Source organism: Microbulbifer sp. CNSA002 (genome assembly GCF_047324085.1).
GTDB lineage: Bacteria > Pseudomonadota > Gammaproteobacteria > Pseudomonadales > Cellvibrionaceae > Microbulbifer.
Genome location: NZ_CP172449.1, coordinates 1549981 through 1569713, shown reverse-complemented (window position 1 = coordinate 1569713; position 19733 = coordinate 1549981). Strand labels below are relative to the sequence as shown.

General features: G+C 49.3%; 25 protein-coding genes. 10 read left to right on the top strand and 15 right to left on the bottom strand.

Annotation, left to right across the window (positions count from 1 at the left end):
* The first annotated feature begins 326 nt into the window (after positions 1 to 326).
* The 3 genes from ACG1BZ_RS07005 (at position 327) to ACG1BZ_RS06995 (ending at position 2335) form a co-directional block, all read left to right on the top strand.
* Positions 327 to 782, top strand: coding sequence for a hypothetical protein (locus tag ACG1BZ_RS07005; protein WP_413664985.1), 456 nt, complete (start codon positions 327 to 329; stop codon positions 780 to 782).
* Positions 783 to 936: 154 nt separating this feature from the next.
* Positions 937 to 2028, top strand: coding sequence for a PA0069 family radical SAM protein (locus ACG1BZ_RS07000; protein ID WP_413664984.1), 1092 nt, complete (start codon positions 937 to 939; stop codon positions 2026 to 2028).
* Positions 2003 to 2335, top strand: a complete 333-nt coding sequence (locus tag ACG1BZ_RS06995; protein ID WP_413664983.1) for a GIY-YIG nuclease family protein — start codon at positions 2003 to 2005, stop codon at positions 2333 to 2335. The genes ACG1BZ_RS07000 and ACG1BZ_RS06995 overlap by 26 nt, the downstream gene beginning before the upstream one ends.
* A gap of 19 nt (positions 2336 to 2354) precedes the next feature.
* Here the strand turns inward: ACG1BZ_RS06995 and tmpT are convergent, their stop codons facing one another.
* From tmpT to ACG1BZ_RS06980, 3 genes are all read right to left on the bottom strand, one after another.
* Complete coding sequence (gene tmpT / locus ACG1BZ_RS06990; RefSeq protein ID WP_413664982.1) at positions 2355 to 2993, bottom strand: thiopurine S-methyltransferase; 639 nt, start codon at positions 2991 to 2993, stop codon at positions 2355 to 2357.
* Between the two features lie 239 nt (positions 2994 to 3232).
* Positions 3233 to 3742 (bottom strand): DUF1097 family protein, encoded by a 510-nt coding sequence (locus ACG1BZ_RS06985; RefSeq protein WP_413664981.1) that lies wholly within the window; start codon positions 3740 to 3742, stop codon positions 3233 to 3235.
* Positions 3743 to 4102: 360 nt separating this feature from the next.
* Positions 4103 to 4798, bottom strand: coding sequence for an SDR family oxidoreductase (locus tag ACG1BZ_RS06980; RefSeq protein WP_413664980.1), 696 nt, complete (start codon positions 4796 to 4798; stop codon positions 4103 to 4105).
* 13 nt (positions 4799 to 4811) lie between these two features.
* Between ACG1BZ_RS06980 and ACG1BZ_RS06975 the strand changes: the two genes are divergently transcribed.
* The 5 genes from ACG1BZ_RS06975 to ACG1BZ_RS06955 all read left to right on the top strand — a co-directional run bounded on the left by ACG1BZ_RS06975 (position 4812) and on the right by ACG1BZ_RS06955 (position 9339).
* Complete coding sequence (locus tag ACG1BZ_RS06975; RefSeq protein ID WP_413664979.1) at positions 4812 to 5174, top strand: DUF3301 domain-containing protein; 363 nt, start codon at positions 4812 to 4814, stop codon at positions 5172 to 5174.
* Positions 5175 to 5182: 8 nt separating this feature from the next.
* Positions 5183 to 5404: a DUF1653 domain-containing protein gene (locus ACG1BZ_RS06970; RefSeq protein WP_413664978.1), complete on the top strand. Its 222-nt coding sequence runs from the start codon at positions 5183 to 5185 to the stop codon at positions 5402 to 5404.
* A 385-nt stretch (positions 5405 to 5789) separates the two neighbouring features.
* On the top strand, positions 5790 to 6296 hold the full coding sequence (locus ACG1BZ_RS06965) for a phosphatase PAP2 family protein (protein ID WP_413664977.1): 507 nt from the start codon (positions 5790 to 5792) through the stop codon (positions 6294 to 6296).
* Positions 6293 to 7366: an MJ1255/VC2487 family glycosyltransferase gene (locus tag ACG1BZ_RS06960; RefSeq protein ID WP_413664976.1), complete on the top strand. Its 1074-nt coding sequence runs from the start codon at positions 6293 to 6295 to the stop codon at positions 7364 to 7366. Before ACG1BZ_RS06965 ends, ACG1BZ_RS06960 begins: the two co-directional genes overlap by 4 nt.
* Positions 7367 to 7536: 170 nt before the next feature.
* On the top strand, positions 7537 to 9339 hold the full coding sequence (locus ACG1BZ_RS06955) for an acyl-CoA dehydrogenase (protein ID WP_413664975.1): 1803 nt from the start codon (positions 7537 to 7539) through the stop codon (positions 9337 to 9339).
* Between the two features lie 28 nt (positions 9340 to 9367).
* On the opposite strand, the gene ACG1BZ_RS06950 is transcribed toward ACG1BZ_RS06955, so the two are convergent.
* From ACG1BZ_RS06950 to ACG1BZ_RS06895, 12 genes are all read right to left on the bottom strand, one after another.
* Positions 9368 to 10735 (bottom strand): ATP-binding protein, encoded by a 1368-nt coding sequence (locus ACG1BZ_RS06950; RefSeq protein ID WP_413664974.1) that lies wholly within the window; start codon positions 10733 to 10735, stop codon positions 9368 to 9370.
* A complete protein-coding gene (locus tag ACG1BZ_RS06945) occupies positions 10732 to 11406 on the bottom strand; it encodes a response regulator transcription factor (protein WP_282931897.1) in 675 nt (224 codons plus the stop codon). The genes ACG1BZ_RS06950 and ACG1BZ_RS06945 overlap by 4 nt, the downstream gene beginning before the upstream one ends.
* A 34-nt stretch (positions 11407 to 11440) precedes the next feature.
* Positions 11441 to 11758 (bottom strand): PepSY domain-containing protein, encoded by a 318-nt coding sequence (locus tag ACG1BZ_RS06940; RefSeq protein ID WP_413664973.1) that lies wholly within the window; start codon positions 11756 to 11758, stop codon positions 11441 to 11443.
* Between the two features lie 65 nt (positions 11759 to 11823).
* Positions 11824 to 12387 (bottom strand): glycine zipper 2TM domain-containing protein, encoded by a 564-nt coding sequence (locus tag ACG1BZ_RS06935; RefSeq protein WP_413664972.1) that lies wholly within the window; start codon positions 12385 to 12387, stop codon positions 11824 to 11826.
* 143 nt (positions 12388 to 12530) lie between these two features.
* On the bottom strand, positions 12531 to 13232 hold the full coding sequence (locus ACG1BZ_RS06930; RefSeq protein ID WP_413664971.1) for a DUF3106 domain-containing protein: 702 nt from the start codon (positions 13230 to 13232) through the stop codon (positions 12531 to 12533).
* Positions 13225 to 13464, bottom strand: coding sequence for a hypothetical protein (locus ACG1BZ_RS06925; protein WP_413664970.1), 240 nt, complete (start codon positions 13462 to 13464; stop codon positions 13225 to 13227). Before ACG1BZ_RS06925 ends, ACG1BZ_RS06930 begins: the two co-directional genes overlap by 8 nt.
* A complete protein-coding gene (locus ACG1BZ_RS06920) occupies positions 13448 to 13834 on the bottom strand; it encodes a hypothetical protein (protein WP_413664969.1) in 387 nt (128 codons plus the stop codon). Before ACG1BZ_RS06920 ends, ACG1BZ_RS06925 begins: the two co-directional genes overlap by 17 nt.
* The gene (locus ACG1BZ_RS06915; RefSeq protein WP_413664968.1) at positions 13831 to 14313 is read right to left on the bottom strand and encodes an RNA polymerase sigma factor; all 483 of its coding nucleotides are present in this window, start codon (positions 14311 to 14313) and stop codon (positions 13831 to 13833) included. The genes ACG1BZ_RS06920 and ACG1BZ_RS06915 overlap by 4 nt, the downstream gene beginning before the upstream one ends.
* A gap of 404 nt (positions 14314 to 14717) precedes the next feature.
* On the bottom strand, positions 14718 to 15131 hold the full coding sequence (locus tag ACG1BZ_RS06910; protein WP_413664967.1) for a hypothetical protein: 414 nt from the start codon (positions 15129 to 15131) through the stop codon (positions 14718 to 14720).
* 149 nt (positions 15132 to 15280) lie between these two features.
* Positions 15281 to 16645, bottom strand: coding sequence for an L-cystine transporter (locus tag ACG1BZ_RS06905; RefSeq protein WP_413664966.1), 1365 nt, complete (start codon positions 16643 to 16645; stop codon positions 15281 to 15283).
* A 162-nt stretch (positions 16646 to 16807) separates the two neighbouring features.
* Positions 16808 to 17248, bottom strand: a complete 441-nt coding sequence (locus ACG1BZ_RS06900; protein WP_413664965.1) for a TlpA family protein disulfide reductase — start codon at positions 17246 to 17248, stop codon at positions 16808 to 16810.
* Complete coding sequence (locus ACG1BZ_RS06895) at positions 17187 to 18590, bottom strand: YihY family inner membrane protein (RefSeq protein ID WP_413664964.1); 1404 nt, start codon at positions 18588 to 18590, stop codon at positions 17187 to 17189. Before ACG1BZ_RS06895 ends, ACG1BZ_RS06900 begins: the two co-directional genes overlap by 62 nt.
* Before the next feature lie 172 nt (positions 18591 to 18762).
* On the opposite strand from ACG1BZ_RS06895, the gene arsC reads away from it, so the two are divergent.
* On the top strand, positions 18763 to 19107 hold the full coding sequence (gene arsC, locus ACG1BZ_RS06890) for an arsenate reductase (glutaredoxin) (RefSeq protein WP_282931887.1): 345 nt from the start codon (positions 18763 to 18765) through the stop codon (positions 19105 to 19107).
* Positions 19107 to 19727, top strand: coding sequence for an NAD(P)H:quinone oxidoreductase (gene wrbA / locus ACG1BZ_RS06885; RefSeq protein WP_413664963.1), 621 nt, complete (start codon positions 19107 to 19109; stop codon positions 19725 to 19727). The genes arsC and wrbA overlap by 1 nt, the downstream gene beginning before the upstream one ends.
* Positions 19728 to 19733 lie beyond the last annotated feature (6 nt).

Here is a 19733-nt window from a genome sequence, read left to right as displayed (position 1 = left end):
GATTTCATGGTTGAAGCTACTGTACCTAAAAGGCATTCATACCAATTATAGAAAATAATAAAACTACATATAAATCAAACAATTACGACATAAAAAGTGAAGTGACACACTATCTCGTAGCTAAGCACACCTAGCGGCTTTGTAGATAAGCTTACTTTCAGTTGATATCATAATGATAGCTTTGAATCTGCTCACTAATGGCAGCGCTAAATATTCAAACAAGTCGCCATTGGTATTCTCAACATACAAAATATAATTAAATATTAACTCAGAGTCGCCAGCCAGATAATCAAAGCTCTCAATTGAAATTAGACAAGGATAAAAATATGAAAAATAATATGGAAATACAACAAGTTATCGATGCATTATATAGTGGAATCTCTGGCCCTTCAGGTTTCCAACGCGACTGGGAAACACAGGCATCATTATTTTCCTCTGATGCGAAAATGATTCGCACATTTGTGGATAGCAATGGCAAGCCCCAGTCTACGATCCTCAGCGTCCAAGAATATCCAGAAAATTTTGAAAATCTAATTGCAGATCGCCCTTTCTATGAAGCTGAAATACACAACATTATCGAGCAATTTGGAAATATTGCTCACGTCTTCAGTATTTATGAGGCCTGGAGCGATAAGGAGAAAACCCAATTCCTAAAAAGAGGGATAAATAGTATCCAGCTATTGAACGATGGCGAATCCTGGAAGGTAGTGCATATGATTTGGGATGACGAAAGACCCGGGCTGACAATGGAATCGAAATATAACCCCGCAGTCACCGCCTAAACAGTATTTACGAGCACAATTAGCCCCTAAGAGGCATTGCCTCTTGGGGAAACCAAATCCAGGCTTATTTTCCTCTCCAGGTAAATCCGCGAAGGCTTGCAATCCTTCAAAATTAAGGCGTAAACTGTACATTAATACAGTTATCGCTAAAAAAATGTCAGATCATCCTTCCACTAAAGCGCCATCCCCATGCAAGGGCCGAGGAACCGCTTCTAACCTCCCTGGGCGCTTTGCTGAACTTTCCAGCTCCCGTGAAACTGATGGCTGGCAAGTGGAGCCTGATCAGCCGGTGAGACTAATAACCTCATCCATTGAGGAAAAGGCGAAAACTATTATCTCGACTAATCAATCTCCAGATATCCCTTTCTCCCAATCGATAAACCCCTACAGGGGATGTGAGCATGGTTGTATCTATTGCTATGCCCGCCCAGCCCATGCCTACATGGATTTATCGCCAGGGCTCGATTTCGAGACCAAGATTTTCTACAAGCCAAATGCTGCTGAGCTTTTAGAGAAAGCGCTACGAAAGAAGAGCTACCAGTGCAGTCCCATCGCTCTGGGAGCCAATACCGATCCCTATCAACCTCTGGAACGAGAGAAAGAGATAACCCGTAGTTTGTTGGAGCTTATGCAGGAGTTTCGCCAGCCGGTAACCATTGTCACCAAAAGCCAGTTAATCTTGCGAGACCTCCCACTGCTGGCAGAAATGGCACAAGATAACTTGGCCCAAGTCGCCATTAGTGTGACCACGCTAGATAATGCCCTTAAGCGTAAGCTTGAGCCAAGGACCGCTGGCCCTGCTGCTCGTCTGCGAACAATTGAACAGCTGAGTACAGCGGGCATTCCTACCGCAGTACTCGCTGCGCCTATGATCCCCGCTCTCAATGACTGTGAACTGGAGTCGATTCTTGCAGCTGCGCGGGAATCAGGGGCTGTAAGAGCCGCATATATCCTATTGCGCCTCCCCTATGAAGTTGCCCCTCTATTTCGGGAATGGTTAGAGGTACACTACCCAGAAAGAGCAAAGCATGTCATGAGCCTGGTGCAGCAAAGCCGTGCAGGTAAGGACTATCAAAGTGAATTTTCCCAAAGGCGAACTGGCACTGGCATATTTGCTCAACTACTCCAGAGACGCTTTCAAGTGGCAATGAAAAAGCTGGGTTTGGATCATCGGCGCCTTACCTTGGATTGCTCACAGTTCAAGCCACCGCCTCGCACTAATGAGCAGCAGGATTTATTCTCTTGAACCTATGGGCTATATAAAAAAGAAGGAAGGGCTGAGGGTGAATTGGTTTCTCTATCTTGTTCAAACGGCCAGAGGAACACTCTATACCGGTATAACCAATGATTTGGAGAGGCGTTTTGCTGAGCACTGTAGTGATGGCCCAAAGGCGGCAAAAGCACTACGAGGTAAGGGGCCCCTTACGCTCGTGTTCTCTGTGGGGCTACCCGATAAATCAACCGCCTTGAAAATGGAAATAGCCATTAAGAAGTGGCCAAAATCAAAAAAGGAAAAACTAATACTTGGCTCTCATTCCCTGCCAGAAATTTAGCTTGTTGAGAAAGCCATTATCACTTTGGTGTTAACAACCATGCCTCTTCTCTCGCGGGAACCTTGCCTTTAAGCCCACCAACAACGTCTCTTGTCGCCAATACTTGTAGGCTATAATCGGCATCATAATATTCATAAATCAAACGGCTTCCAACAGAAAAAGGTGGGCCAGGCATCTGCGTTTGTTCATACTCGAAGGATACGAGGAGTTGAGGTGCGACTTGGGTAATAGCCATTAAGTGTCTGACATATTGCTCACGAATATCTGTGGGGAGGGCTACCAGTGCAGCCCGATCATAAATCGCTACAACCGGCCCCAACTCCTCTCTACCCAAATCGAATATATTGCCAACAAAAATATCGATGTTGGCACCAGAGTAGCACTTCAGATTACCAACCTGGCTTACCTGTGGGATTACTGCCATTTCACTGAAGAGCTGCTTCACAGCCTCCTCATTGAGTTCACAGCCAACGACTGAGATATTCTGTTCTAATAACCAAGCAATATCTTTCGTTTTGCCACATAGCGGCAAGAAAATCCGATCACCCGGAGACAGAGAGAGACTGGAAAAGAACTCTGTCAACAACGAATTGCCGGCCGCCTCGTGAAAGCCAATATCATTTCTTTTCCACTTATCGTGCCAAAATTCTTCCTTCACAACTGGCTCCTACAATCCAAGGTAAAAAATAGATAAGAAACGAATTACATCAATGAAGAAGTGTTCTGTAGTATTCCATTTCGATACTACTTTCAGACTCATAGGGTTCAGTAAACGCCAAAGCCGTAACAAATACCATTGCTGTAGATAGCAATATACGTTTTAACATTGAACTACACCTCTACTCAATCTTACTGAACCCCTTACAACCCTTTCCCTCAAGCACTCAGATTAATCTTTCAACAAGTCCTTACTGCTCGTTGCTGACGCGGCCATAAAATATCAATTAGGCCGGCAAATGCTGCACCGATGGATACAGTTGCAATCAGTTGAAAATAGGCATCCAAGGTAATGTCCAACTGCGCAAGAAACGCAATAATGATACCAATGGCATAGCTGGTGACATTCCTAATACCGGTCACCATTCCCATTGCCCATACACTGATAATCGAGAAGAGAAGTGCAATCGGCCCAACCAGGATACTTGGGTCAATTTGCCATTTATGTGCCGCTGTTTGAGCGCCCAACCCCAACCCCAGCCCGGTCACCACACATGCGAGATTGTAGGCACCTGCCCGCCAATCACGCCCCCTGGAGTAATAGGCAATAACACCCAACACCGCTACCCATATTGGCATTCCGCCCAGATAACCAACGAGTGCCGCAACAATGAGAATTGCAAGGATTGGTGACTTCAGTAACTGGGGGGACAAGCTTTTACGCTTGGTTAAAACACTGGGCCACTTCATGATTTCCACTCCTTCGAGGACACCCTGATAAGAGGTAAGATTCCTTGCCTAAAACGTAAAACCCGCCAACACTCTGAAAGGATCTATCAGAACCATTCCTTGATATGAAGCTATTTTCAGGTAGTTCCCACTCTGGGGGATAGAAAACTTCTTCCGTATTCTTGCCCAATCTTGCAATCAGCAGGCAGTAGCACGAAGCAGACAAAACAGACTCACCCGCCGGCCAAATGCAAAAAAGTTGAAATGCATAAATTCGACTGATCAAGGCTACTCAAGCGACCTCGTATTCAGGCCGGCAGAGTGTGGGAGCTGCATTCTATTAGATTCTCAAAGGAGTTTTGTCACAGCCCATTACAAGCGTTACCAGGGAATTTCTGTCCCGTCATAGTTATAAAATCGACCCGTTTTTGCTGGCGTTACTGATAAAAGCAGCTTTTTTAGTCCGCCGACACTTTCCTCAGCAGAAATCAGTGCTCCGGGGCCGCCCATAGCCGTTTTTACCCACCCCGGATGCAAAGCGAGAACCGTGATTCCTCTCGGCTCTAAATCGATAGATAAGCTTTTGACGACTTGGTTTACGGCTGTCTTTGAAGTTCGGTAGATATATCCCCCGCCAGAGCGATTATCAGCGATACTCCCAACCTTGCTGCTCATCACCGCGATTAGCTTGTGCTCGCTGGCCGCAACATTGTCACAAAAAGTTTCTGCCATCATATAGGGGGCGATAGTGTTGGACTCTAAAACTCGACGCCACTCTGCGCGGTCAACAGCGCCAAATCCCACGCCCTTCGGCCCGTAGTAACCTGCATTGTTGAGCAATATGTCTATCGGCTCTCCTTGAAAGGCCTTACCTAGAGAGATCATCTGTTCGTAGTCGGTCACATCTAGGCGAATCAACTGTATCGAGGGGTAGCGTTCTTGCAACACCGCGAGCTCAGCGGCTTTCTTCGGTTCCCGGCAACAAGCCAGGACCTTCCAGCCAATTTCGGCAAACTGGGCACACAACTCAAGCCCAATTCCCCGATTGCAGCCAGTAATTAAAATCGTGCCGGACATTGGTGCTCCTTAAATGGTATTCTTGCGGGAAAGCGATCATAGCAACTGTATAGCAATGTATTACACTCTCAGCGACATACTGTGGCTTTCCCTGTTCTTTGTGGTTCTTTGGTATATCTGGGCCAGTATGGCCGCTAAAGAGCACGTCCGGCGAGCCGCTTCTGATCACTGCCGACAGCTCGGTGTCCAACTGTTAGACGACACCGTGCTTTTGGTTCGTACTCGAATCAAAAAGGATAAGAGGGGGTTTTTCAGCCTTCACCGCAGTTACAAGTTTGAGTTTACTTCTACAGGCGAACATCGCTATTCAGGCACCGCTGTACTTCACGGGAATCGCATCCAACAGTTACAGCTTGCCCCCCACCACGTAAGTTAGAGGTACCCATGCAACGCGGCCTATATCGTCACTACAAAGGAAATCTGTACGAGGTTTTACATACCGCAAAACATAGCGAATCCGAAGAGGTTATGGTTGTGTACCGAGCCCTTTATGGAAGCTATGGCGTCTGGGTGAGACCCCAAAGAACATTTAATGAAACAGTTTCTAAAAACGGCGTTAAATCTCCACGCTTTGAATTAGTCCAGGCATTTGACATAGCTGCCTGACCTGCCTGAAATATAATTAATTTTGGAGGGGCCATGCTTCCTCCAAAGTCACTTTATCTGCCTATTATTTTTTCCAATAAGATAAGCAACTTTCTTCAGTTATATCTGCACCCAATCCAACTCAATCTTTTGTCTAACTTGCTGGTACTTAGGTGTACTATCAGCTTACAACTGACCCCGAAAACCCCCAGCGTTTATTAATCGAATTACTTATAATTTTGATTTGGAATAATTTTGCGCCAACTATTCGTTGGATCTTTCAGCCTTTGAAATAAGCTCTTTCATTCTATTCTTCCCGCCTGGTCAAGATTTCATTATTGCGACATAAATCGGTCAAGTCCGTGCAATAATCGATTTGTAACTTGTCGGCATGCGAGGCTTACCGATGAATCTAAAGAGTTTTGATGTGTCCATAGTGCTGTATATGGTTGAGCGGGCATCACGCCCCAGCTCTCGCCGGCGCTATCTGTGGCTATCTAAATCTGGGGATGGGTGGGCAGCCGGGGCACTTTTATTCACCTATGTATGGCTCAATTCAGCCATTCAACTGCTGTACTTAGCATGTACCGCAGTTGCCTTGGAGCGCGGATTGTACTGGGGGATAAAAAACACGACACGACGACTTCGCCCGCCCCAAGCAATCCCGGGCATGCGTCCCGTAATTGTGGCGCACGATCGTTTCAGCTTACCGTCGGGCCACACCTCATGCGCCTTCCTATTTATAACCGCGATGTCTATACAGGTGAGCCCTATGTGGAGCTTCGGTTATATCTGGGCCACCGGTGTCGGAGCCGCCAGGGTTGGCCTGGGAGTTCATTTCCCGTCTGATATTTGTGCCGGCGCTATTTTGGGGACCAGTGTCAGTTTAATTGTGAGTGCTGCCTTTTTATGAAGATACTTTACGGCGTTCAATCCACGGGTAATGGGCACATCAGTCGCTCCCGTGCGCTGGCTAAGCAATTCGAAAAGTATCCAAATCTCGAGGTCCAGTGGTTATTTTCAGGCCGTCCAAGAGAAAGCTTATTTGAGATGTCTTCTTTTGGAGACTATTGGTGGCGGGAGGGAATGACTTTTATCCACAGTCACGGCCGCTTGAATAGTTTCGCAACACTACGAAACATCAATGCAGTAAGATTCATCAAGGATATAAGAACACTGCCGGTTAATAATTTTGATTTAATTATCAGTGACTATGAACCTGTTACGGCCTGGGCAGCGAAATTTAAGAAAAAACGCAGCATCGGTATCGGCCATCAATACGCCTTTGAATTCCCGATCCCTGCACCTCGCAATAAGTGGGCATCCCGCACAGTACTAAGATCATTTGCCCCAACACAAGAGAGTATCGGTTTGCATTGGCACCACTTCGGCAACCCAATACTACCACCAATCGTCCCTCAGAAACCTGGACTCTCCCAAGAATTGGGTGAACATATTCTAGTTTACTTGCCTTTCGAACAGCCTATTCCGATGCTGGACGAACTTTCCAGGCTGCCCTATCGGTTTATCGTCTACGGTATACCCCACAATTTACCTACTTCTAGTAATATTCAAGTTAAGGCCCCCTCAATTAATGGCTTTCAGAAGGATCTGGCAACCTCTAAAGCAGTAATCTGTAATAGCGGATTTGAATTATTGGCTGAAACCCTGGCTCTGGGAAAACCCATTCTCAGTAGGCCTCTCGCCAATCAATTTGAGCAGGAAGCCAATGCCAAAGCACTCGATCAGCTCAAACTGGCCACAATCGTAAAACAGATAAATGCCTGTACGATCGACAAGTGGCTAACCAACTGCCCCCCTCCACTTCGGATAGTTTGGCCTGATGTGGCTCAATCACTGGGCAACTGGATTGCTTCCGGGTGCCGACAAAGCCCAGCTGAACTATCCTCCCAGCTGTGGCGCAAGGTGGTACCAAAGCCCGTTGCAGACGCAGCACCAGTATTTCAAAGAATATCCGAGTAAAAGCACTCTAATAATCGCCAAGTCTATTCATAGAATCAGTCATTGCCCAGTGCACCCTCTCCACGTTTACATATACACTTGAATCGTAGTGTTCCAGCATAAAAATATTCAATGGAAAACTACCTGGAAATTAAACGGATTACCCAAAAAGAATAATGTAAGAGGTAAACATGGCCCATCAGCTGCTCAACGAGCGTGAAATCGATTTTTTGCTTTACGAATTTTTAGATACCGAGGCCCTAATCAATCGCCCTCGGTACAGTGAGCATTCCCGTGAAATTTTTGATGCAACACTGAATACTGCACACACCATTGCAGAAAAATTTTTCGCTAATCACAACGCCAAAGGCGATGAGATTGAACCGAGCTTTGATGGTGAAAACGTCAGCGTTATCGAAGAAACCAAACAGTCCTGGGATGCTTTTGCCTCTGCAGGATTTCTTGCCGCTCACTGTGATGCTGAGGAAGGCGGGCTGCAATTGCCAGAAGTTATTCTGCGCACAGCACTCGCTTATATGGCTGCAGCAAACGTTGCCAGTGCTAGCTACCCGTTCTTGACCATAGGCGCGGCCAATCTGGTACGCACTTTCGCCAGCGAATCGCTTAAAAAGCAATTCCTTCCACAAATGTTGGACGGGCGTTTTGCCGGGACTATGGCACTAACTGAACCGGATCAGGGCTCCGCGCTGTCAGATATTCGCACTAGCGCCCTACCAGAAGAAGACGGCAGTTACCGCATTCACGGACAGAAAATGTATATTTCTGGTGGCGATCAAAACCTCACGGAGAATATCGTTCACCTGGTTCTGGCAAAAATTAAAGGCGCACCCGCAGGTGTGAAGGGAATATCACTTTTTCTGGTTCCCAAATTCCTTCTGGACGAGCAGGGGAATCCAGCAAAACGCAATGATGTAAAACTCGCAGGCCTGCTACATAAAATGGGCTACCGCAATACCACATCAACGGTATTGAGCTTTGGTGAGGACAGTGGCGCTGTAGGCTACCTGATCGGTGAACCCCACCAGGGCCTGAAGTATATGTTCCAGATGATGAATGAGGCTCGTATCAGTGTGGGAGCTGGCGCTTCTGTACTTGGATACCAGGGGTACACTTACTCTCTTGAGTACGCCAAAGGCCGCCCGCAGGGGCGTATGCCCTCTAACCGAGATCCTGAATCCAAACAGGTCCCTATCGTCCAGCATGCCGATGTTCGCCGTATGCTACTGATGCAAAAAGCCTATGCTGAAGGTGGCTTAAGCTTAAGTGTTTATGCCACCTCACTTTACGAGGATGAACATACAGCCCCTACAGAAGAGCAGCGCAACAATGCTGCAACACTGCTCGATCTGCTAACTCCCATAGTAAAATCCTGGCCCTCCAAGTACTGCCTAAAAGCTAATGAGTTGGCGATTCAGGTTTTGGGGGGAGCGGGTTATATTCGTGAATACCCGGTAGAGCAGTTGTATCGAGACAATCGTCTTAACGCAATTCACGAAGGTACAGAAGGCATCCATGCCCTGGATTTACTGGCCCGGAAAGTACCGTCAAAGAATCTTTCTGGCTACCAACTGTTACAGGCAGAGATCCGCAATACGATTATGCAGGCCAGGGATAAACCTAAGCTCGAATCGATGGCCAAAATGCTGGAAGAAGCCCTGGAAAAGTTGGATGAGACAAGTTTTGCATTATTCTCCCAGCTTCAGGAAGATGTGGATCGCGGCCTGGGTAATGCCACCCTATACCTGGATTTATTTGGCTGTACCGTAGTCGCCTGGTTGTGGCTACAGCAGGCAGTTATCGCAGAAAAAGCACTGGAAAAGAATCCTAATAGTGAAGCTCAGGATTTTTACCAGGGTAAATTACACACTGCGAAATACTATTTTGAATGGGAGCTACCAAAAACAGAGACAGCTATCGCACTGCTGAAATCAGGCAATAGCGTTCCTTTCGACATGCAGGAAAATTGGTTCTAGTTAAACGACTTGTCGAGCAAAACGGAAATTACAGTTGTACCGTAATTTCCGTACCTCCCTGAGGAAGAGGGGCCGCATTTATTTGCCCTTCATAGCTCTCAACAATATCCACTACCACGGCAAGTCCAATACCCTGCCCAGGTTGCTGTTCATCGGCACGAACGCCCCGCTGGGTAACCGCTTGCCATTTCTCACTGTCCAGCCCTGGGCCATTGTCTTTAATTCGAATAGACAGTTTGCGAGTATCTTCCATATTCTCAACGGCAACCGATAATTTCCCGTCACCATATTTATAAGCGTTATCCAGCAAGTTACCCAGGACTTCCATCAGGTCACCTTCGTCACCATAAAACAGGGTGTTTTCAGCACAGGAACTTTCGACATCACACGGCTTACTGCGATACACCTTTTCAAGCGCATCCAGTATTTTATGGAGCAGTGGCGCAACCGGTGTCCCCCGTATAATGGATTTCGGCGAACTGGTTACTGCCCGCTGCAGTTGATAACTGATAATACTGTCCATCCGCTGCACCTGATCCGTTAGCGTCTTGCCGGCGGTTGTTGAATCTCCAGAAAATTTAAGACCTTTCAATACCGCTAATGGCGTCTTCAGGCTGTGGGCCAGGTCAGCTAATGTATGCCGGGTTTTTTCTCTCTGGCGGCGCTCATTTTCAATCAACAGATTTAAGTTATCTGTCAGTGGGCGCAGCTCCCGCGGAAAATTACCCTCCAATCGATCAGCACCCCCACGCTGCATTTCCTGAAGCGCATTAGCCAGGGCTGTCAGCGGAGCAAACCCCCAGCGCAGAACCAACCACTGTGCAAGGATTAATAACAATGCTCCCAACCCCAACCAGTGCCACATGGTTGAGCGAAACTGCCCCACTTGAGCCTGTAGCGGGGCCGCATCCTCGAGCACTGCAAAGGTAAACAAATTTTCATCTTCCAGCCCCCAGGCAACCCCTTGGCGGAAACTGCTATAACTTCCCTCTTCTCCCGGAACCGATACCTGCGAATAGGACTCCTGCCCCTGTGAAAGCGGATAGAACTCCAGCTGCGGCATTGCCAGGGCTGACTCCGAACGCCAGATAATCTCACCCTCCCGATCAATAACAGCGCCCACCAAACCGGAATCAGGCTGGTTGAAGCGTTGCTCGGGCAAACTCGGGGGCAGAATCAGGGTTTTACCTTCCGGCTCAGCAACCGCCAGCAGGGTGTAAATGTAGACCTGCAGCTCCCGCTGCTTGGCTTCATTCAGGGACGTGCGATAGGCGTGCTCGAGGACTCCAGAGATAAGAAGAATAAAGCCGACCAGCACAAGACTGGTAACCAGGGCCAGACGCCCCTTTAAGGAACCCAGAATATAGGAAAGCAGGGGGAAATTGATGGATCTCACTGCGGAATCACAAAGCGATAGCCGCGCCCGCGCAGAGTCTCGATAGGCTTAAGCTTGGCTGCCGCATCAATTTTTTTCCGCAGGCGTCCAATAAACACCTCTATCACATTGCTGTCCCGGTCACAGTCCTGTTCATAGATATGTTCTGTCAGGGTGGTTTTTGACACCACTTCATCCGGATGTAGCATCAGGTATTCAAGTACCTTGTACTCAAATGAAGTCAGGTCCAATTCAACTTCATCCACACTAACCCGTTGCGCACTGGTATCCAGAACGATAGGTCCGGCTTTAATCGTCGGTGATGAGAAACCTGCGGAACGGCGAACCAGGGCATTCAACCGTGCGAGCAGTTCTTCAGTATGGAAGGGTTTTACCAGGTAATCGTCCCCGCCAGCTTCCAGGCCGGAGACCCTTTCCTGCCAGTGTCCCCGAGCCGTTAAAATCAGGATAGGAAAATGCTTCTCTTCACGGCGCAGTGTTTCAATAACCTGGATACCATCAATTTTGGGTAAACCCAGGTCCATTACTGCAACGTCGTAGGGATATTCCCTCCCCAGATAAAGTGCCTCTTCTCCATCGGGGGCTTCGTCAACGGTGTACCCGGCCGTTCGCAGGGATTCCGCCAGCTGCTGCCGCAGTAATGCTTCATCTTCAACTAGTAGTGCGCGCATAGTAATTACCTTATTGCGGCTCTCAATTATTCTGCTAGCGGGATATACTGCCGCTCTGTTTATCGACAAACACCACATAAACCTGGCTTTTGGCCGACAGTCCTTTCACCCGATACACGGCTCGCCCCTGTTTCTTGGTCTCAGAAATGGCGAGAATTTTTCCACCAAAGCGTTGTTTTACGATTGAAGCAGCCCGATCCCTTGAGATTTCTCCCCCTTGAACACGAAGAAAGTGGGGCTGAAAACTCTCCCGCTCATAAGCGGGGTAGCTGTGTACCGTGGCACTGCAGAGCGCCGGCAAAAACACAGCGGTAAAAGCAATAAAGCCAAGTAAGGTACGATTCAGTTTCACGGTGCGGCTCCTGTGGATATCCAATTTTCCACCCTTTATAAACTCCCTGCCGCCCTCAACCGGGCTCAAAGAGCCGGTGAGACGTCGACATGGACCCGGATTCTATCGCCCGGATGATGGTCAGTGCGAGTCAAGTAAACTTGCCCATTATACCGATAGCGGACATCGTATCCGACTAATTCCCTTCTTGTAGAGTATTCATCTACAACATGGCAACGGGACTCTGTTGCATAGTGGACTGGAGCATTGGCACGGCTGATCTGGTTACCTACCAGGGCGCCCACCAAAGCCCCTGCGATTGTGGCGCCGCCACGATTGTGACTGCGATGATAACCGTAGCGTCCACGGTGGCCGTGATCGCCTAAGTTATTGCCGATTGCAGCACCTATAAGTCCCCCCACTACAGTACCTGCCGGGGAAGTCGGCTCGCGATAGGCAACCTGTTCATCGCGACACTGAGTCGTCGGTGTAACAACCTGAACATCGGTGTAGACGGGAGTAACCTCGGTAACTCGCGCATAATCATAGCCACCCGCAGCATAGCCTCGGGGGCCCGCGCTGGCAGTAGAACTTAGACCCACCAGTGCCGCAACTGCCGCACCCGCGATTAGCTGTTTGTATAGTTGCACGATATATCTCCCGCTAGTCATCAACGGGAGCCAGATTACTTAAGATGATCTGAATAGACGCTGAATTACACTGTCGTACCAGCGTAGCAGCGAGGTAAAACGATAAGCCAGCCTCTCAGGATTGGAATTTGAATGGCAGGGCACTATTCAGGAGCCCCAGATGAACTATCAGTCTCCTCATCACCCTCTCGTCGGTCACTGGACTCTCGATCACGCCTAGGCCGAGAATCCTGGTGCCTTCTCCCCCTTTCGTGCTCCCTTCTGGGCCTATCTCCTCTCGCCCGGTCGCCCCTTGGTCGGTCTTCTCTGTGCCGGTTTCCTCTAGGTCTATTTTCATCGGACCTGTCCCTCCTAGGCCCATCTTCCCTGAGTCTATCCCCTTGCGCTCGCTCTCCCCGAGCCCTATCACCCCTGGGCCTTTGCGGTTCACTCCTATCGCCCCTAGCTTCCCGCCAGCGCTCGCGCACTTGCTCTCTCTGTTCGGGGGACATCTGCCGATATCTCTCACGAGCCTCACGGATACTCTCACGCCTGCCTTCCGGCAGGGCGCGGTACTGTCGATAAGATTCCCGCAGCTGATTACGGCGTTCCTGGGGCAGAGACTGCCATTTTTCATAGCGCTGCCGAGCATTGTCACGCTGCTCAGGGCTCATTGAGTTCCATCGACGCGCACCCCGCAACAACCTCTCCTGCTGGCTATCAGACATGTTGGGCCAGCGCTCTTCCATACCCTGTAACAGCTTGCGATCACTATCACTTAGGCTTTTCCACTCCACCGACCACGCCATACCAGCCCAAAGCAGTGAGGCTGCCATCAAACAAGTTGTGACCAGGGTTTTAGTCATGACTGTCCCCCAGCCATATATCTTTGCTTTTGGTGCCTTCTTGGGGTTGCCCGGGACCTTGAACCAACTCGGGATCTTCAGGGATAACGACATCACCTTGTTCATCGACCCACTCTTCCAGGAATAACAGGAATTCCTCCGGCAGAGGCTCAGCTTCCTCCGCCTCGGTAGTACCTGGAAATACGAGCGCACACATAGATATGATGAATAAAACACTACGAAGAGTGCCCATCCAACTCCTCCGCCAACCACTGATAAAACTCCATATCCTCAATCATCTCGATATCCATATCTTCGTCCAGCAGCCAATCACCACTCACTAGCAGCTCTGTACGACTTTCATTATTGATAACAGAACTGGGCCACCATAGAGCAAGAAATAGCACTGCGGCAGAAGCCGCTGTAACTGGAAGGTATGGATACAAGGTGTTAAGTGAAAAGTACCGTTTTTTATTATTTTGATCTTGCGCTGCGGAGCGGATTCGCCGCAACTCAGCCAGGGTTTCCGTATCGAGCGATCTCTCTCTACGTATAACAGCGGCACTGGCCGCTCCGAGTATACGCTTCTCGTTAGTCGATGAATTGTTTTCTAAATTACTCATTCCATCGCCTCCAAATGAACCCGCAGGCTGCGCAATGCTCGAGAGAGGTGAGTCTTCACACTTCCCTCGCTACAAGCCATAGCCCCTGCTGTCTCACTGACATTAAAGCCTTCAACGCAGCGCAACAAAAAAGCCTGCTGTTGACGCAGAGGTAACTTTTCAATGGCGCGGTCAATGGCATCAATCGTACGTTCACCGATTAGGACACTATCCGGGCTGCGGCCGTTGGGGTCGGGAAATTCACTCAGATCCCATTCATCGCCTTCGCTATTAATAGGAAGTTTATCTTTCAACAGCTGCCAACGGGACAGGTTTTTCTTGCGACGATGCCAATCGGTTATGCGGTTATTAAGAATGGTAAAAAATAATGGGCGCCACTCCGCACGGTCTCTGCAGCTATAGCTTTTGACGAGTGCAAGCATAGAGTCCTGAACGATATCCAGCGCATCATCACGGTCCCCTACAGCATATTTCGCCATAGTGAATGCCCGCTTTTCAACTGAAGCGAGAAACTGATCCATAAAAGCCGATTGAGGTCCCTTGACGAGGATGCAATCCTTCTACGGCTATTGCGGAGCCTCTAAATAATTCCGTGATATTTCTTTGGCTGTCAGGGCAACTCACAGTCTAGGCAAGGCTTCACAGGAGTGTTTAAACCTTTTGAGAAGTCGCAGCACAGAGTATGAACCACTCTGAAATCCCCGTAGGACAGACTTAGAAGGCCCCAGCTACTGCATAGCTCTTGCAAAGGACTAAGGCCTTTATCAGCAGGCTGCGCCTAGCGACTGCAGTCTTCCAAGACTATAGAAATATCACGGAATTATTCAGAGGCTCCTTAGTTTGCCGCAACCCACTAGATAATGCCTGCTACAACCAACAATCACTAATCGTTATTGTTGTCACGGGATCTACGATGGTGCTTTTTTGTCCGCTCGCCGCGTTCGTTCTTCCGATCGTATCTATTATCTATTCGCTCGCCTTTTTTATCGAGGCGCTCGTTTATTTTCTCACCTTTGTTATCCAGGCGCCTATCGATACGATCACCTTTTTTATCTAAATGTGCAGCTAATTTATCTCTCCCATTAGCGGCAGCCTGCTCAGACCGCTGGTCCAGGCGCTCATTAATACGATCACCTTTATCGTCGAGGCGCTCTTCAATACGATCCCCCTTTCTGTCGAGACGATTTTCAATACGGTCGCCGCGATCATGTCCATCATCCTCACTGCTTTCAGCTTGCAGCGAGAGGGGAAAACCAAGGCTAAGCGCCAGTACTGACAGTCCTATCAGTTTATTCATAAGTTGCTCCAGTTCCGTGAACAAAAAACTCAATGCGTTAACAGCACTGACTATAACGTCAGGCACCAGAGCTGGTTGACAGGACTCCTATGAAAAATCGGCGAAATCAGAAGACAAAAATAATCGGTGCACAAAGTACCATTCTCTGTTCAACCCTCTACAACTTCCGGGCCGGGCACTTCATCGCCGAGCCAGCGTTGTGTCAGGGTGCCAGCAGTCATAGCGCCGTTAACATTCAGCGCGGTTCGCGCCATATCAATCAGAGGTTCAACAGAAATTAGCAGAGCTGCGATAGTAACTGGCAACCCCATTGCCGGCAGTACCACCAAGGCTGCAAAGGTCGCCCCGCCACCAACGCCCGCTATACCGAAAGAACTGATCATTACAACCGCCACTAAAGTAGCAATCCATACTGGGTCCCATACATTGATCCCCATCGGCACTGCCACCATTACTGCCAGCATGGCCGGATAAATACCGGCGCAGCCGTTTTGCCCAATAGTCGCACCGAAAGATGCAGAGAAATTGGCAATTGCTGGAGACGTACGCAGCTGGTCTACCTGAGTCTCGACATTCAGGGGAATAGTTGCAGCACTGGAGCGGGAGCTAAAGGCAAAAACCAGCACCGGCCATACCTTGGTGAAATAGTGCAGCGGATTGATACCATTAATAAGTAGCAACAGACCGTGCACCAGGAACATCAAACCAATAGCCGTAAAGGAGGCCAGCACAAAACTCAATAAGTTAAGAATATCCCCCATACTGGATTTAGCGATCAGGCCTGTAACCAGGGCCATCACGCCGTAAGGGGTAAAAGCCATCACTAGTCGCACCAGCTTCATAACCCAGACTTGAGCCACATGAACGAAGCGCTCAATCGCTGCGCCCTCTTCGGGAAATTCACGGCGAACCGCCAAGGCTGCCAACCCTAAAAGCACCGCGAATATAACCACCGCTATAACAGAAGTAGAGCGAGCCCCGGTCAGGTCCAGAAAAATATTGCGCGGAACAAAAGAGGTAATAATCTCAGGAATGGAAAGGTCCGTGACCTTGCCAATTCGCTCATTCAGCACTTCCACTCGCGCAGCTTCCCTGGAACCCTCAACCAATCCCGCAGCCGACAAACCAAATAGCTCGGCCATAGCCACGCCAATTAGAGCGGCCACCGCCGTTGTTCCCAATAGCACCCCCAGGACTGAAATACTGATTTTGCCCAGCGCCTGGGTATGACTGACTTTAACTACCGCCACTAATATGGAAGTCAGCACCAGGGGCATCACGAGTAAATACAATAGATTTACGTAACTGTCCCCTATCATCTCTACCCAAGGTATCACCTCTGCGGGTGCAGCCCCCCATCCGCGAGACAGTTGCAGGGTGCCTCCAAAGATAACCCCAAGAATCAGGCCAGCCAGCACTGCTGGTGCGAGGGAGTCACGGCCTCGCTGCCAGCGAAAAAGTCCGTATATAAAAACAATAAATAGAAGCAGGAAAGCAAATGAACTGATATGCATAAGGTCTGGGTCCCACCCGGAACAAAAGGGGAAAGTGGCGGCATGCTATCAGCGAACCGCCACAAGCCTATAGATGTGTTAGTTATAGTTTTATAAAGTTTGGGAGCTTCTAATAATCCACTGTTACCCCGCCGGCTTTTACCAGCACTCCATTAGTACTCGCTATAGATTGAGAGCCGAAATGAAGTCGTCTCTATCCTGCGGGCCAACCAATGTTTTATGCCAGCGACCATCGGTACCAATAATGAACGTAGAAGGCAGCACCTCCGGCTTCTCCTGCCCCCAGCGCCCTTGCGGTTCGGCCACTAGAACGGGAAAAGTAATACCCAACTTATCCGCCTGTTTTTGTATTTCCGCAATCGGTAAATTGTCGAAGTTCACCCCAACAACAACGACATTGTTGTTACCGTCGGCCAGTTGGTTAAGGACCGGGATCTCCTCTCGACAGGGCTTACACCACTCTGCCCAATAGTTAACCAGCAAAACCTTACCCGATACATCCAACTCTTCCCCATCAATGGCTAGAAGCGATTTATCGTCTTTAGCGCAGGCGCTTATTCCGCATACCAACAAAAGAAAGGTGACCGCTGCTGCTCTTGTCATCTTCACTTTGACTATTTTCATCAGGCCCACTTTCTCCCCCGCTTTCAGAGTTTGTTTGCTTATCATCAGTCCCGCCGTCGTGACCCAGCTCAAGGGGCTTATCTTCAGCTTCCTTTTGTTCGGCCTCCAGGAACAACTCCCCAACAGTAATACCTAATTGCTCTCGGGTTGACTCTCTGGCATTGGCAAAGCGTTGCTCTACCTCTCCATACCAGGGCAATCCATCCAGACTCGCAGGAATTCCACTGGGCATCCAATCCGAACTCAGCCAGCCTGCCAATTCAACCAGGGACACCGTATTCAGGTCCCTCAGCAAAACATAATCATTGCGATCAGTCTGGGTCACCATACGATTAGCCTGAAGGATATTCCGCAACCTTCGCCACTGAACAAACTTGATTCCCATACGGGAAATATCTCGCTCCTTCAGAGGCCTCCCCTTCGCGCATTTCTTATACATCTGCCAGAGAACAATAAGGAGGGCAACCAGGTCAGAATGCTCCCGCTCCTGGGTCGCAGCTTGATAAACCGATAGTGTGCGCACCAACACACAGCCAGCCAATACCAGTATCCACATCAGATAAATCCAAAGCAGGAACAGGGGAACAACAGCGAATGCCCCATAGATTGCCTGGACCGAACTCCGCGCTACCAACAAGCCGAATAAGTACTTCATAACCTCGAAAACAATCGAGATTATGATCCCCCCCTCTATTCCGTGGCGCAACGGGACATAGCAATTGGGCACAGCGATGAACAGTAGGGTAAAAACTATGGAGCTGAAAACAAACGGTAGAATCCTGAATAACAACGAAGTTACCTCAAAAGAATCAGCTCCACCCAAGAAAAATTTTTGTGAAAAGACAAAAGTACTTGTCGCCAGTCCCGCCCCTAATAGGATTGGACCGAGACTCAATATCGCCCAGTACAAAAGAAAACTCGAAACGCCGCTGCGGCCTTTTTGGACGTCCCAGATAGAATTAAAGGTCCCCTCGATACCGCGAAGGGTCAAACCCGCAGTAATAATCAGCATCGCGATACCAACGCCAGTCAAACGCTGTGCCTGTTCGGAAAAACTGCTGATATATTTTTGGATCTCGCGCCCACTCTGAGGTAAAAAGTGGGTGAACAGTTGATCCTGTAACCTACTCTGCAAGCCGGCAAAGTCGGGAAACAGTGACAACATGGCGTAGCTGACCGTCACCAGGGGAACTATGCCAAACAGTGTCAGGTAGGTGAGAGCAGCCGCGCGTTGCCGACAATCCTTTTCATCAAACAGTTTCCACAGTGACGTCGCAAAGCGCAGCCAGTGGTTTCCCCAATCCTTTACGGTGCTTCTCATTGTGATCTCTCTATGCCTGAACATCTCGCCCAGGCCGCAGTATTACTGCCCCAAATAGCCAAGGAGCTCCCGAAAACCCCGCAGGACGTTGGGGGAATTATTCAGAAGCGCCTTAGAACTCCGCAACATTCTTCGGTTAGAATACGCCAAACAGTAACAGGATGCCGCCACAATGTGGACGATTTACCACAACCCCCGCTGCTCAAAATCCCGCCAAACCCTACAGCTATTGCAGGATAACGGTATTGAACCTGAGGTGGTTCTCTATCTACAAACTCCACCTTCTGCCGAGGATATTCAGCAGTTGCTGCACAAACTGGATATTGATGCACGACAGTTGTTGCGCACTGGTGAAGAGCCCTACAAGCAGTTAAATCTGAAAGACAAAGATCTGGCCGAATCCCAGTTAATTGACGCAATGGCTCAAAACCCTATTTTGATCCAACGCCCGATCGTTATAAAAGGCGACAAAGCAGTGATAGGGCGGCCCCCTGAAAATGTACTGGGGCTGATCTGATGGATCGGGACAACGAAGGCTATGTCCTCATCCTCTACTACAGCCGCACCGGCGCTACAGCGCGCATGGCCACCGAACTGGCTCGCGGCGTAGAGGCCAGTGGGATTACCGCTCGCCTGCGCACCGTGCCCGGCGTATCCCCAGACACTGAAGCCAGCGAGCCGCCGGTACCCACCGAAGGTGCCCCCTACTGTACAATCGAGGACCTGCGCAATTGCTCCGGTTTACTGATGGGCAGCCCTACCCGCTTTGGCAACATGGCCTCTCCGCTGCGCTATTTCCTTGACCAAACCAGTGATATTTGGCTCGATGGCAGCCTTACCGGTAAGCCGGCTGCGGTATTTACCGCCACTGGCAGTCTTCACGGTGGTCAGGAAACTACGCTGGTATCCATGATGCTGCCCCTACTGCACCACGGCATGTTAATCGCCGGCATCCCATACTCCGAAGCCGCCTTAATGCGCACCCGCACTGGCGGCACACCCTATGGTGCCTCACACTGGTCCGGTGAACACGCCACATCGCTTTCCGATGACGAAGTAACCCTGTGCCGAGCACTGGGCAAGCGAGTCGGCAGCCTGGCACAGACGCTGGATAATGCACATAACGGCGACAACTAGAGGATA